The sequence below is a fragment of the Acinetobacter gyllenbergii genome (assembly GCF_001682515.1).
Classification (GTDB): domain Bacteria; phylum Pseudomonadota; class Gammaproteobacteria; order Pseudomonadales; family Moraxellaceae; genus Acinetobacter; species Acinetobacter gyllenbergii.
The window spans coordinates 447181-460947 of sequence record NZ_KV575262.1; the positions used below are offsets into that span (position 1 = coordinate 447181).

Genomic DNA, 13767 nt, shown 5'->3' on the forward strand with positions numbered 1-13767 from the left:
TTATGTTTATTCCAAAATTAAGGAATCTGTATGAATGCTTTAACCGCACTCTCGCCACTTGATGGACGTTACGCTAGCAAATGCGATGCCCTACGCCCTTTTTTGTCTGAGTTTGGTTTAATCCACGCTCGTGTCACGGTTGAAGTGCGTTGGTTACAAGCACTTGCAAATCGTGCAGAAATCATTGAAGTTGCGCCGTTTTCAAATGAAACCAATGCGGCTTTAGATGCAATCGTTTCAAACTTCTCAGAAGAAGATGCAAACCGCATTAAAGAAATTGAACGCACTACGAACCACGATGTAAAAGCAGTTGAATATTTCCTTAAAGAAAAAATTGCTAATATTGATGAATTACAAAATGCAGGCGAATTTATTCACTTTGCATGTACCTCTGAAGACATCAATAACTTGTCTCATGCGCTTATGCTGAAAAATGGTCGTGAGGTTTTGGTTGCAAGTATGAAGCAACTTCTCAATGCGATTTCAGCTTTGGCAACAACGCATGCTGAACAACCGATGTTGTCTCGTACACACGGTCAAACGGCAAGCCCGACTACGCTGGGTAAAGAGATGGCAAACGTTGCTTATCGTTTAGCGCGCCAAATCAAGCAATTTGAAAATGTTGAATTACTCGGCAAAATCAATGGTGCTGTCGGTAACTATAATGCTCACCTTTCTGCTTACCCTGAAATTGACTGGGCTGCACATGCACAAGCATTCGTTGAGTCTTTAGGTCTAAGCTTCAACCCGTATACCACACAAATCGAGCCACATGACTATATGGCTGAGTTATTTGACGCTTTACGCCGTTACAACACCATCTTGATCGACTTTAACCGTGACGTTTGGGGTTATATCTCACTCGGTTACTTCAAACAAAAGTTAAAAGATGGCGAAGTGGGTTCTTCAACCATGCCGCATAAAGTTAACCCGATTGACTTTGAAAACTCTGAAGGTAACTTGGGTATTGCCAATGCTGTTTTAGGTCACTTAGGTGAAAAGCTGCCTGTTTCGCGCTGGCAACGTGACTTAACTGACTCAACCGTATTACGTAATATGGGTGTTGGTTTTGCCCAAAGCTTAATTGCTTTTGATGCCTGCATAAAAGGCGTTGGTAAACTTGAACTGAATGCTGCACGTTTAGACGAAGATTTAAATCAAGCACAAGAAGTTCTTGCAGAGCCGATCCAAACTGTTATGCGTCGCTACAATGTTGAAAAGCCATACGAAAAATTAAAAGCACTTACTCGTGGTCAAGCAATGACACGTGAGATGATGGTGAACTTCGTCAATGGTGATGAACTTGCACAAGTACCAGCTGATGAGCGTGCTCGCCTAGCTGAGTTAACACCTGCAACCTATACGGGTAATGCAGCTGAACAAGCAAAACAAATCAATGACTTGATCAGCAAAATCTAAAACTGATTGACTTAAAAAGCAGAGCTTCGGCTCTGCTTTTTTATAATTTAGAAAGTTAGTGTCCAAACATTTAATTCACAACGAATTTGTAGGTTTTACTCAACTCATCATCCCCCGCTCCATAAAAACCCATAGAAATACTAATATCATAGGCTCCTTTATATTTTGGCACTCCTTCCACCCTTAATTTATTATACGCACTTATATCATTTGTATTAATCGGCTTTACTTCAACCCCCATATCACTTGGAAAGTTTGTTTTTATCTCAAAACTTCTTTCTATAACTCTTCCACCTGTAATCGTAATATCCTGACTATAATTTTTATTCATATGAGCGATTGGTAATTCACTAGGTTGTACTTGATAATTTCGACTACATCCCATTAAAGCGAAACATAGAGTAAAGATAAATGTGAAATTCATACCAAACCCTTAAACTACGACTATTCAATTACTCTTGAACTATAAAAGTGTATTTTTTGTCTATTTCAGCATCCCCGCCAGCGTAAAACCCAGCTGAGATATGAACTGTAAATGTACCTTTATACTTTGGAGTTCCCTTAATTTCTATTCTATTATATCCATCTAAATCATCAACAGGTCGAACCTCGACTCCTAGATCCTTTGGGATATCTGTATTTAATGGCTTATGCTTATCAATAACTTTTCCACCAGAAATATGAATGACCTGATGATAAAATTGATTAACATGGGCTACATCTAAATTTTCAGGTGTAATCTCATATTTCTTGCCACAGCCTTGCAGCGCAAAAATAACAAAAACAATTAAAATCAATTTGTATTTCATTAAAAATCATCCTGAACATTACGACTACTAAGAAAAAAGAAGTTTACTTATTTTCCTCTTCCAACTCCTTTTCTGTGCAGTATCTTGGGACAACCTTCATAGCTTTTACATCAAAATATTCGTCGCATACCTCCTTACCAGTTTCATCTTTTCTTCTATATAATTGTTTTTTTTGCTCTTCACTCATCGAATCTAAGTAATTATAAAAATACAGATGATCAATCACTTCTGGATCATTAAAACTGGTACTTAACTCAATTCCAAATGGCTCACCTTTTTGATTTTCATTACAATCTGCCTTAAGGTTGTAGCTCACGCGTGTTTTGGAATGGAATTTACTTCTAATTTCATCATGCATAGGGTATGCACCGACAAGTACACCCTCTACATCAATCGCATCTTTAAAGATACTTCTCACTTGTTCGGTATCTGGTTTCTTCAGTTCTTCTTCAATTTCTGCATCTGTTTCTTTTTTAATATCATGTGCTGGACGTTCTAAACGAAATCGAAAACTATCAATTTGCTTATCATTTTTTCTCTCAACCAAGCGAACGCCTATATCATCATAGATATATAAATTGGTTAAATTAGCTCCATCTGTACTGTCCACTTTTCTATAATTTTTTCCCAATGCTTTGAGCCAAGGGTCTACAGTAGAATTCAGATAGAGATCTGTGCCGTTATAATTAATTGCACAGCCATGCACCTTAAATTGATGCTTCTGGTTTAATTTCTTGATAAATCCTTCTGTATCAGCACTTGGTTGCCCTGCTGACTGGTCATTACTGCAACTGATACATACAAAGCTGATAAGCAGAATTCCAAAAATATTAAATTTATTCATATTCAATACAGTTATTTTTTCACAGGATAGTCGTCACAACCGCCGCCTAAAATAGGATGATCGCGATCAGGGCCTTCACAGAATGCTTTACGCTGTCTCGCTTTCTCCTCATCACTCATCGAATCAAAAAAATTATAAAAATACAGATGATCAATCACTTCTGGATCATTAAAACTGGTACTTAACTCAATTCCAAATACGTCACCTTTTTGATTTTCATTACAATCCGCCATGAGATTGTAGCTCACCCGTGTTTTTGCATGGAATTTACTTCTAATTTCATCATACATGGGATATGCACCGACAAGTACACCCTCTACATCAACCGCATCCTTAAAGATACTTCTTACTTGTTCCGTATCCGGTTTCTTTAGCTCTTCTTCAATTTCTGCATCTGTTTCTTTCTTTATATCGTGTTCTGGTCTTTCTAAACGGAAACGAAAACTATCAATTTGCTTGTCATTTTTTCTCTCAACCAAGCGAACGCCTATATCATCATAAATATATAAATTGGTTAAATTAGCTCCATCTGTACTATCCACTTTTCTATAATTTTTTCCCAATGCTTTGAGCCAAGGTTCTACAGTAGAACTCATATAGAGATCTGTGCCGTTATAATTAATTGCACAGCCATGCACCTTAAATTGATGCTGTGGATTCAATTTTTTCACAAACCCTTCAGTATCTGAATTCGTCTGTGCTGCAGACTGACCATTACTACAACTCATACATAAAATCATGGGTAAAAAACCGACTAGAACTTTTTTAGAATAGCTGATGGCTTTAATATTCATGCAAAGACTGGTTAAAATATTAACTATTTTCTGACTATTGTTTATGCTTGCCATACTTCATCATTTCCAGCATACACTTTGTTCTTAAATATTCCATACAAGCACTTTATACTATAAAAAGAAGCGATGTCCTCCTCTTTTCTAAAATCTTGCTCACCAACAAACTTACCAGTATTTAACACCTTGCTGGTATATCCGAAGAAGCCAATCACTGTAAATGTGAAATAATGCGCAGCTTAGGTATATTCTCCAGTTTGGCTGCGCCACCTAAAATAAGCGCAAGCTCAAAACTGAAGATATCATTTTTTTAACTCACTCTACTTTTGATCACACGGTCAAAAAGAGTTTTATTTCCAGCAACTTATCTCTAAATCACCTTTATTCTTGTACAAGAATAAAGGCTCGGATCAAACAATCGCATTCATGCTTAATACTCGGCAACATTTTTGGAAAAATTTAGCACCTTGTAAATGAATAAACAGCGATAGATTTAACCCAACTTAGACATAATCCACCGTTCTGGTTTTTAACAGATCGAGTTGCAGCATTTTTTTCTTTTTACGACGATATGCGATCAGCAAACCAATGAACCATACTGGTGAAAAAGCCAGCGCAATCAGCGTATCGTGATCTAAAGCCAAGATCACAATGGTAAAAACCAAAAATGACATGGTGAACCATGCCATAATCAAACCACCTGGCATTTTAAATTTAGACTGCTGATGCAACTCTGGGAATTTTTTCCGATAGCAGATATAAGACAAAATAATCAGCATAAAGGTAAAAATACATAGAATCGAAGTCAATGCTGAAATGATGGTAAATGCCGTCATGACATTCGGCACAATAAATAAAATCGAGGTTCCAATCGTGACACAAGTCATGGAAAAGATCAGACCGCGAATCGGCACTTTTCTTTTTGACAATTTACTAAAACTTTTCGGCGCATCATTATCTAGAGATAAACCATAAAGCATACGACTGGTCGCAAAAATCCCACTATTTGCCGAAGAAAGTGCAGACGTCGCCACCACAAAATTGACCAATCCCGCCGCAATCGGCAATCCAATCAGGGAAAACATTTCCACAAAGGGACTTTTTTCTGGTGAGATTTTTGCCCAAGAGGTCACTGCGATAATACAAACCAAGGCACCGACATAGAACAACAAAATACGTAATGGAATCGAATTGATGGCTCTAGGCAATGATTTATGTGGATCTTTGGTTTCGGCTGCAGTGGTTCCGACCAGTTCAATACCGACAAAGGCAAAAATCGCAATCTGAAAGCCTGCTAAAAAGCCAGTAACCCCATAGGGGAACATTGATTGAGTTTCAAATACATGGCTCATCGAAGCTTTGACACCACTCGGCGAGGTAAAGCCAGTGCTGATTAAATAAATCCCTGCAAGAATAAACAGAATAATGGCGGAGATTTTGATTAAAGAGAACCAGAACTCCAACTCACCAAACATACGAACGGCGACAAAGTTCAGGATGGTTAAAATTGCCAGTGAGGTAAATGCAGGTATCCAAACAGGAACGTCAGGATACCAGAACTGCATATACCCCCCAATCACAATCACATCGGCAATTGCGGTAATAATCCAGTTACACCAATAGGACCAACCCAGAAAGAAACCTGCCCAAGGGCCGATATACGCTGTTGCAAAATCAGCAAAGGTCTTAAAATTAGTATTTGCCAGCAATAGCTCACCCATTGCCCGCATCACAAAGAAAAAGAAAAAACCGATAATTAAATAAGTTAAAACAATTGAAGTACCCGAAACACTCAAGGTTTTACCAGAACCCATAAATAGGCCTGTACCAATTGCACCACCAATGGCGATCATCTGGATATGACGATTGGTCAAAGAACGTTGTAACTTTTCTTCATCCTGCTGCGTCATATGTTGACTGCCAAGCAGATCTCCTTGCAGAAGTTGCTTTTCATTATTCTGAGTCATGTCATCCTTACTCCAATGTATAACAGCCGTTATCATTGCCTGATATCAATAAATTATTTTTAAAATGCTTTAATTTAAAAGTTCCATTTTCTAAAAATTATTTTGAAATTAATAATTTAAATAATTCACCTCATCTATAAATTGTTGGTATTAGATCCCTTCTCAACACGCTAAAATTTATTTTTTATTAATCAAAACTATTTTAGCCGCAAGCATCATATCTCATTCATGAATAAGTTGAAGAAGATGCTCTTCATGTCCGCTTAATTAATACCCAATTAACATGAAATATAAACCATATGGTCAATCATAATTTGCGCTTATCTATTTTATTCATGGAATTAAGAAACATTTATCATCGAGAAAAACAGAAAAATATGGCTAAAAAATTACAGCATAAATATCATTAATTAAGCGCTAAATTAGCGATTTGTTCAAATACAATGCATTAGGTTCTAATTTGCAATATTGATATTGAGCAACCGTACAGATGCACCCGCTTTAACATGTAACTGATGCGCTTGTTCCTCATTCAATATCACTTGCGTGGAATCTGGCTGGCTATACGTCAGAATGGCGCGGAAATTTTCATAATCGTCATTGGCAACAATATAAGGCTCATCACCAAGCGCAATCAGATCAGATGACTCAACCTTTGCCATCACCACATGGCTGTCTCTAATCGCTCTTAAATTTTCAATATCAGCCTGTAAAGTCGCACCCGCATCAAAGATATCAACATAGCCCTTATAGCGTAGACCTTCTTCAATCAACAGATTATATGCGGGTACTGTATTTGGGTGAACTGCTGCAATCACAGCTTTGGCCTCATCAGGCAACATATCGACATAAAGTGGATGTCGCGGCATCAGTTCTGCAATGAAGGCTTTTTTTCCTGTTCCACTCAGATAATCTGCTTTGGTAAATTCCATATCAAAGAATTTATGTCCAACCGCATCCCAAAACGGTGAACGGCCATTTTCATCTGAAAAGCCACGCATTTCAGCCACAATGGTTTCTTCAAAATATTGTCTAAAAGCAGAAAGGAACAGAAACCGAACTTTAGACAAAAACTTGCCATTCTTATTTAAGCGATAGTCAGGATCTAAAAATAGAGTACATAGTTCACTACAGTTGGTATGGTTATTACTCAAATACAAAGTTGGTAATGCTTTATAGACATTCAGTGGTTCTGAAGAATGCACTTGCGTACCCACATGGAAATTATACCAAGGCTCTTTTAAGCCCAAGGCAACTTCTATTCCACACACTCCGACCACCTTATGCAGTGTGGTGTCTTCTAATGCAAATAAATAGCCCTGCTCCGACTTTTCTAGTTTACCTTCAACCGTCTTTATCGCTCGGTCTATACGTGCAGCCAGTATTTCCATATCAGGTTGCAAAGAGGTTAAGCCAAAACCTGCTTTTTGTGCCAAGTGATAAAGATCATGGATGTCTTTTTGTTGGATATAGCGAATGATCATCATGTCATTTACCCTTATTTTGCGTTAAAACAAACGCAGCACAAGCTACACTGTTTGTTCTCTCGAGTAAGACCTTCAATTCATGCGATCTGTGTTGAACCATGCACAATCCTGACATTTGTTATTCCTTAATTCTTAAATTTTTCCCTAGCCTCAGCTCAGTGATGACCAAGCTGGCTTTATTTATCTAAGTCTTTTTTGTGACTTTTCATCAAGCTGAAATCAAATTTGAATACACTAAACTGATCAACAGCGGTGCTGATTACTCTATTATTCAAAAACTAATTGGCACAAAAAATTTAAAATTAAGCAAAAAATGAGCTGTTTTTTAGCATTTTATTTATTGACAGTGACAATATGAAAAATTATAGGATCAATCTAAAAGGAAAATAGAGACATCTCTCTATTTGAATACGGTCGAACCTATCCGAACTAGTTTAGTTTTATAAATAATAGAGATGCCCCAGCAATCATTTTAACTTAACAACTGAATAAGAGATAAAGTGCAATAATAAAAAAAGCAAAGCTGAAGCTTTGCTTTTTGTGATTTTCACCTAACCAAGGCTTAGCTAGGAGACTTTAAATCAACATTAATATGCTGATTTACCATGTAATGATCCCGCCATACTTGAACGGAATTGTGTTCCCCACTTACCATCTACATTCGTAATAATATAAAAGGAATCAAAGGTATGACCTGGGATCGGTTTCCCGGCCTTATCTAAACGGGTAAAAGATAAAGCAACATGATATTTATTCGGATTATTTTTACCATCACTGCCTGATTGCACAACGTAACGATAATCCCAACGGGTATTTTCCCAACCAATCGATTTTGCAAGTTTTTGCAAATCCTGATCTTTTGCATACGCCTCTGGCGTTTGCCAAACAGTTACTTGATTACCAGACATACGAACATGTGGATAATTCAACGTTTTTGCCCATGCAAGTTCATCTTTAGCGTTAAATGTAGTTAAAAAATCATCTAATGCCTTACATGGCACTTCAAATTGTGGGCTATAGCGGCCTTTTGCATCTTTTGCACAACTGTCTGGTAATGCTGCCTGAGCCGAAACGGTAAAAAGCTGTGAAGTTAAAATGCCTGCAGCCAATAATGTAGATGCTTTAACGAAAGATTTCATAATTTATTCCTTGAGATAAAATCCATTTTTACAATCTGTTTTGAATCATGAGAAAAGCAGATTGCTATTTATATAGACTTGAAGCATTCAAGCCCTTTCCAATATCAAATGCTCTATGACAAATGACATAGTTGATTACAGACTTGCTAAAGTCTCTGAGGTAATTCTGCGAATTGATCCATCTGTCAGTAATTTAGATTGTTCTGGATCATGTCCATATAAGACAAAGGCACCTTTGGACTGTAGCTGCTTAAATAAATTAAAATTATTTAACATTGCCTGAGCATCATTCACCACCATGGCATCTGGTAGCGTCATCTTTTCAAGGGAAGCTTTTAAGTAACAAGCATCTGCGGTGATCACCACATCTTTACCTTCTATTTTGACTTTGAGAGATTGATGTCCTGGTGTGTGACCAAAACTCGGGATTAACATCACAGAACCATCACCAAATAAATCATGCTCACCATCAACTTCAAGCCGATCATGACCTAAATCGTAATGACGTGGTACATAGATTTCTTTTTCAATATTTTCTTCGTTTTTAGCAGCCTGCCATTCACGTTTCTGAATAATGAGACGCGCATTGGGAATGCAGGCATTACCACCACAATGGTCAAAATGTAGATGAGAATTAATGATGAAATTAATTTTTAACGGATCAACACCAAATGCTTCCAAGCGTTTTGCAACATCCTCACCTGGAACAAAATCTACAGTGGTTAAGTCTGCAAATCCACCTAAGGCTTTTTTAAACACAGATTCATCTTCTGACTGCAGCGACAATTCCAATCCAGTATCAAATAAGACCGTCCCTTTAGGATGCTCAATCAAATAGCATGGAACAGGAATCGCCAGACTCCCAGTTTCTCCAGCCATAAAAAAACCATAAGGCATTGTGATCCAGCCACATGTCATGGCATATAATTTCACTTCTTCCATTTTAAAGTTCCTTTTTAACGTTACGCTTTCAAAAAACCAAACAACCTTTTGGCTGCTTTATTCACAAACCTCCCGTGCAGATATATTTCAACTCCGTATATTCATCCAAACCATACTTAGACCCTTCACGACCAAATCCTGAGGATTTAATCCCACCAAATGGCGCCTCCGTTGTCGAAATTAAACCTGTATTAATTCCCACCATTCCATATTCCAAAGCTTCGGAGACTCGGATGCTACGCTTTAAGCTCTCCGTAAAAATGTATGAGGCCAAGCCATACTCGGTATTGTTTGCACGCTGAATGACTTCTTGGTCAGTCGTAAATTTAAAAATCGGTGCGAGCGGAGCAAAGGTTTCTTCTTTGAAACACAACATTTGATCATTGGCATTGATGACAATCGTGGGTTCAAAAAAGTGAGTTCCTATTGCTGACTTTTGACCTCCCAAAATCAGCTCAGCACCTAAATCAATTGCGTCATCAATATGTGAAATGATTTTGTTCACTGCTTTTTGGTTAATTAAAGGGCCAAGATCAACGCCTTCTTGCAAACCATTTCCAAGTTTTAATTGAGAAACTTTAATTTTTAATTTTTCAACGAATGCATCATGAATAGATTCATGAACAAAAATACGATTGCTACACACACAGGTTTGCCCTGCATTTCTAAACTTACTATCGATCGTGCCCTGCACCGCCAAATCTAAATCAGCATCATCAAAAACAATCAAAGGGGCATTTCCACCCAACTCAAGTGACATTTTTTTTAGCGTCGACGCTGATTGCTGCATTAATAAAGCACCTATCGGCGTGGAGCCAGTAAAACTCACTTTCTTTACAATCCTGCTCGCCGTTAAAACGGGTGCAATTTCTTGTGCGTGACCTGTAACAACATTCAAAACCCCGCTTGGTATTCCAGCCTTTTCCGCTAAATAGGCCAATGCTAAAGCACTAAAAGGCGTCTCTTCAGAAGGCTTCACAATCATGGTACAACCCGCAACCAAGGCTGGAGCAGCTTTACGTGTAATCATCGCTGCTGGGAAATTCCAAGGCGTAATCGCGACACAAACCCCAACTGGCTCACGAATCGTTTTTAACCGTTTATCATTTGTCGGTGCAGGAATAGTATCGCCGTACATGCGACGTCCCTCTTCTGCAAACCAATCAATAAAACTGGCTGCATAGCTAATCTCACCTTTTGCCTCATTCAGTGGCTTACCCTGTTCGATGGTCATGATGGTGGCTAACTGATCTTTATAATCCAGCACTAATCTCGCCCAATTTTTCAAAAGATCAGACCGTTCTTTGACACTTTTCATTTTCCAAGCCTGCAGGGCATCCGAAGCGGCTTGAATTGCCTCATGAATTTGTTCAACCGCTAAGGCTGGAATGGTTGCAATAAGATCATTATTTGCAGGATTAAAAACCTCAATCGACTGTTGATTAGAGGATTCAACCCAATTTCCGTTGATATAAGCTAAATTTTTAAATGTGTCTAAATGAAGAATATCCATATTTAATCCTTAGTAACGTTCTAAATAGCGTTGTCGCTTTTTCACAAGAGTGGATTGATCAATCCCTAAAATTTGTGCGGCTTTTTGCGTCGTTTTATATCGCTCTAAAGCCTGAGAAATTATGTTGTATTCAAATTCATCGACCTGTCTTTTGAGACTTTGATCTGTACAAGACGTGTGTCCTTTTTGAATTGATTGCTGAATATTTGCTGGAATATCCAGCGGTTGGATAATATCCATTTCACTCATGACGACTGTCTGTTCGACAAAGTTGGTCAACTCTCTTATATTTCCTGGCCATGCATATCTTTTGATTAACTCAATCGTTTCCTCTGCATAACTTTTATTCAATCTGTATTTTTTATTGAAAATTTCTAAATAAAGTTCTAGTAATGGACCCAATTCATTTAGGCGGTCTTTTAAATCATCAAGATGCAAAGTGGCTACACAAACACGGTAATACAAATCGTTTCTGAACAATCCTTTTTCAACCAAGCCCAATAAGTCATGGTGTGTCGCGGAAATAATACGAACATCTGTATAAATATATTCAAAACCGCCTACTGGAATAAAACGATTGTCCTCCAAAACCTTCAAAATTTTTGCTTGTAGTGCAAGCGGTAAATCACCGATTTCATCTAGGAATAATGTTCCGCCATTCACCGCTTCAAACAATCCTTTTTTCCCTTTCTGTAGCGCCCCAGTAAATGCACCTGGCACATAGCCAAAAAGCTCTGATTCCAACAATCCTTCAGGCATCGTGGCACAGTTTATTTCTAAAAAAGGTTTATCTCGACGTCCACTGCATTTATGAATATGACGTGCTAAAACAGTTTTCCCTGTCCCAGTATTACCCTGTATTAAAATTTTAATATCGGAAGATGCTATTCTTTCGGCTTTTTTATAAGTACGATTGGTCGAATCACTTAAATGCTCTAAAAAACCTGTAGTTGATTTTAAACCTGAATATTTTTTCTGTGTATTTTTAATATCCTCCAGTTCTCTTTGTGCATTCTGTGCTTCTGTTAATGCCGTAATATCTCTTACAGAGGTAATAACCGCAATTAACTTCTTTTTCTCATTAAATACTGGATGCCCAGTAACCAATAATTCTTTCCCATTTTTTAAGGACTGAAGCAATGTTTTCTCTTGATGTGTTTTAATCACATCAAGAGAAACAGATCGAGAAATAACACCTTGTTTTACTAAGCTTTGGATTGGGGTATTTAACAGATTTTCACGACTCAAACCTGTGAGCTGTAAATATCCATTATTCACAAATAAGATAATTCCCTTTTCATCTGTAATGAAAACACCATCATCGATAGCATCAACAATTGAAATAAACATTTTCTTTGAAATGCCTATTTCATTGAGATCACGATTTAATAGAAAATCTACCCAATCCATTTTTTCATTCCTTTGATTTTAGTAAGCCGCCTCATAGATTTTTTCAATCTCTTGAAGATTCAGCTTTCTCGGATTATTCCGTAGCAATCTTTCAATTTTAATTGCTTCAGCTGACAGCTCTGGAATAACCTCTTTAGGTATATTGAAATGATTCAATCCCTTTGGAATATTAACCATCTCACATAAAAGATATAATCGATCGATTACTTTGTTTGCGATTTGAATCGAATTACAACCAACAATAGGTTCATCAAAACACTGTGCGATGATCCTAAACTTATCTAAACATGCGACCTTGTTATATTCCATGACATAAGGTAACAACAGTGCATTACTTACACCGTGTGCAATATGGAACCGGCCTCCCAATGGATAAGCCAAAGCATGTACAGCACCTACACCAGCATTACCAAATGCAAGACCAGCCATTAAGCTTGCATTGGCTAAATCTTCCCGTGCTAGCATATTTTCTGGATTTGCATAGGCAGCAGGCAGTGATTTCATGATCAAAGTCATTGCCTGAATTGCGAAGGCATCGGTTAATGGAGATGCATTTACTGAGATAAACGATTCTATTGCATGGACCAATGCATCTACGCCACTTGCTGCGGTAATCGAAGGTGGACAACTTACCGTCATTTCTGGGGCAATAATGGCGACATCAGGTAGTAAATAATCACTAACAATTCCTTTTTTTACCTGATTTACAGTATCAGATAAAATAGCGATATTGGTTACCTCGGAACCTGTTCCTGCCGTTGTTGGCAGTACAATTAAAGGTAATCCTTTCTGCTCAACCTTATTTTCGCCAAATAAACTATCCAAAGGCACATTATTATTTCCATATATTGCAACGCATTTAGCAGTATCGATAACACTCCCGCCACCTATAGCGACAATTCCATTATATTGATCTCGCTCAAAAAATTGTTTTGTTTTGAGTACAACTTCAATTTCAGGTTCTGGTGTAATATCTGAATAAATCGTATATTCAATATTATTATTGATTAAATTCTGTTTTATTTTTTCTACTGCTACAGAATTTAACACTCCTTTATCAGTTAAGATCAAAATCTTTGACATTTTCAACCGATGGATATGATGAATGAGTTCCTCAGAAGCCCCAATACCTGTAACCAGTTTACTGACCGATTTAAATAGATGAATTGACATATTCATAATCCCTTATTGCTTATTCCCATCAGAATATTGCAATGAATATGCCAAGTTTTTAATCCTTATTTTTCAAAGGTTTAATTTTTTCTTATTATTCTCTTTGATGAATATATTCATAATAACATGTCATTAATTCATAATTTTATTTTTATATGGATTGATTGAAAATAATTATGAATAGAGATCTTAGCTAAAATATTCTCATAAGCTTTTACAGGTATTCATGACCAATAAAAATAAAAACTCAATCTTTCTTAAAAACACAAATAT

Annotated in this window: 13 protein-coding genes; 1 reads left to right on the forward strand and 12 read right to left on the reverse strand. The window is 37.2% G+C overall.

From position 1 onward, the window contains the following. Positions 1–30 precede the first annotated feature (30 nt). Positions 31–1419 (forward strand): adenylosuccinate lyase, encoded by a 1389-nt coding sequence (gene purB / locus NG55_RS08110; RefSeq protein WP_065342959.1) that lies wholly within the window; start codon positions 31–33, stop codon positions 1417–1419. Between the two features lie 70 nt (positions 1420–1489). Here the strand turns inward: purB and NG55_RS08115 are convergent, their stop codons facing one another. The 12 genes from NG55_RS08115 to NG55_RS08165 all read right to left on the reverse strand — a co-directional run bounded on the left by NG55_RS08115 (position 1490) and on the right by NG55_RS08165 (position 13494). Next, positions 1490–1843: a hypothetical protein gene (locus NG55_RS08115; RefSeq protein WP_065342960.1), complete on the reverse strand. Its 354-nt coding sequence runs from the start codon at positions 1841–1843 to the stop codon at positions 1490–1492. Between the two features lie 28 nt (positions 1844–1871). Then, complete coding sequence (locus NG55_RS08120) at positions 1872–2228, reverse strand: hypothetical protein (RefSeq protein ID WP_065342961.1); 357 nt, start codon at positions 2226–2228, stop codon at positions 1872–1874. Between the two features lie 43 nt (positions 2229–2271). Further along, a complete protein-coding gene (locus NG55_RS08125) occupies positions 2272–3072 on the reverse strand; it encodes a DUF7738 domain-containing protein (RefSeq protein ID WP_065342962.1) in 801 nt (266 codons plus the stop codon). Positions 3073–3083: 11 nt separating this feature from the next. After that, on the reverse strand, positions 3084–3866 hold the full coding sequence (locus tag NG55_RS08130) for a DUF7738 domain-containing protein (RefSeq protein ID WP_065343064.1): 783 nt from the start codon (positions 3864–3866) through the stop codon (positions 3084–3086). A gap of 208 nt (positions 3867–4074) precedes the next feature. Next, positions 4075–4164, reverse strand: coding sequence for a T6SS immunity protein Tdi1 domain-containing protein (locus tag NG55_RS21255; protein WP_228704170.1), 90 nt, complete (start codon positions 4162–4164; stop codon positions 4075–4077). Positions 4165–4366: 202 nt separating this feature from the next. Further along, complete coding sequence (locus NG55_RS08135) at positions 4367–5830, reverse strand: amino acid permease (RefSeq protein WP_016543121.1); 1464 nt, start codon at positions 5828–5830, stop codon at positions 4367–4369. A 455-nt stretch (positions 5831–6285) separates the two neighbouring features. Continuing rightward, on the reverse strand, positions 6286–7317 hold the full coding sequence (gene astA / locus NG55_RS08140) for an arginine N-succinyltransferase (protein ID WP_065342963.1): 1032 nt from the start codon (positions 7315–7317) through the stop codon (positions 6286–6288). Between the two features lie 587 nt (positions 7318–7904). After that, complete coding sequence (locus NG55_RS08145) at positions 7905–8456, reverse strand: hypothetical protein (protein WP_016543118.1); 552 nt, start codon at positions 8454–8456, stop codon at positions 7905–7907. Positions 8457–8591: 135 nt separating this feature from the next. Further along, complete coding sequence (locus NG55_RS08150) at positions 8592–9398, reverse strand: N-acyl homoserine lactonase family protein (RefSeq protein WP_065342964.1); 807 nt, start codon at positions 9396–9398, stop codon at positions 8592–8594. Positions 9399–9459: 61 nt separating this feature from the next. Then, positions 9460–10911, reverse strand: coding sequence for an NAD-dependent succinate-semialdehyde dehydrogenase (locus NG55_RS08155; RefSeq protein ID WP_065342965.1), 1452 nt, complete (start codon positions 10909–10911; stop codon positions 9460–9462). Between the two features lie 9 nt (positions 10912–10920). Continuing rightward, positions 10921–12321: a sigma-54 interaction domain-containing protein gene (locus NG55_RS08160; protein ID WP_081408976.1), complete on the reverse strand. Its 1401-nt coding sequence runs from the start codon at positions 12319–12321 to the stop codon at positions 10921–10923. A gap of 18 nt (positions 12322–12339) precedes the next feature. After that, complete coding sequence (locus NG55_RS08165) at positions 12340–13494, reverse strand: iron-containing alcohol dehydrogenase (protein ID WP_065342966.1); 1155 nt, start codon at positions 13492–13494, stop codon at positions 12340–12342. Between the last annotated feature and the right edge of the window lie 273 nt (positions 13495–13767).

Bases quoted from the DNA above. Each gene is read 5' to 3' on its own strand.
- purB (WP_065342959.1), top strand. From the start codon at position 31: ATGAATGCTTTAACCGCACTCTCGCCACTTGATGGACGTTACGCTAGC.
- NG55_RS08115 (WP_065342960.1), bottom strand. From the start codon at position 1,843: ATGAATTTCACATTTATCTTTACTCTATGTTTCGCTTTAATGGGATGT.
- NG55_RS08120 (WP_065342961.1), bottom strand. From the start codon at position 2,228: ATGAAATACAAATTGATTTTAATTGTTTTTGTTATTTTTGCGCTGCAA.
- NG55_RS08125 (WP_065342962.1), bottom strand. From the start codon at position 3,072: ATGAATAAATTTAATATTTTTGGAATTCTGCTTATCAGCTTTGTATGT.
- NG55_RS08130 (WP_065343064.1), bottom strand. From the start codon at position 3,866: ATGAATATTAAAGCCATCAGCTATTCTAAAAAAGTTCTAGTCGGTTTT.
- NG55_RS08135 (WP_016543121.1), bottom strand. From the start codon at position 5,830: ATGACTCAGAATAATGAAAAGCAACTTCTGCAAGGAGATCTGCTTGGC.
- astA (WP_065342963.1), bottom strand. From the start codon at position 7,317: ATGATGATCATTCGCTATATCCAACAAAAAGACATCCATGATCTTTAT.
- NG55_RS08145 (WP_016543118.1), bottom strand. From the start codon at position 8,456: ATGAAATCTTTCGTTAAAGCATCTACATTATTGGCTGCAGGCATTTTA.
- NG55_RS08150 (WP_065342964.1), bottom strand. From the start codon at position 9,398: ATGGAAGAAGTGAAATTATATGCCATGACATGTGGCTGGATCACAATG.
- NG55_RS08155 (WP_065342965.1), bottom strand. From the start codon at position 10,911: ATGGATATTCTTCATTTAGACACATTTAAAAATTTAGCTTATATCAAC.
- NG55_RS08160 (WP_081408976.1), bottom strand. From the start codon at position 12,321: ATGGATTGGGTAGATTTTCTATTAAATCGTGATCTCAATGAAATAGGC.
- NG55_RS08165 (WP_065342966.1), bottom strand. From the start codon at position 13,494: ATGTCAATTCATCTATTTAAATCGGTCAGTAAACTGGTTACAGGTATT.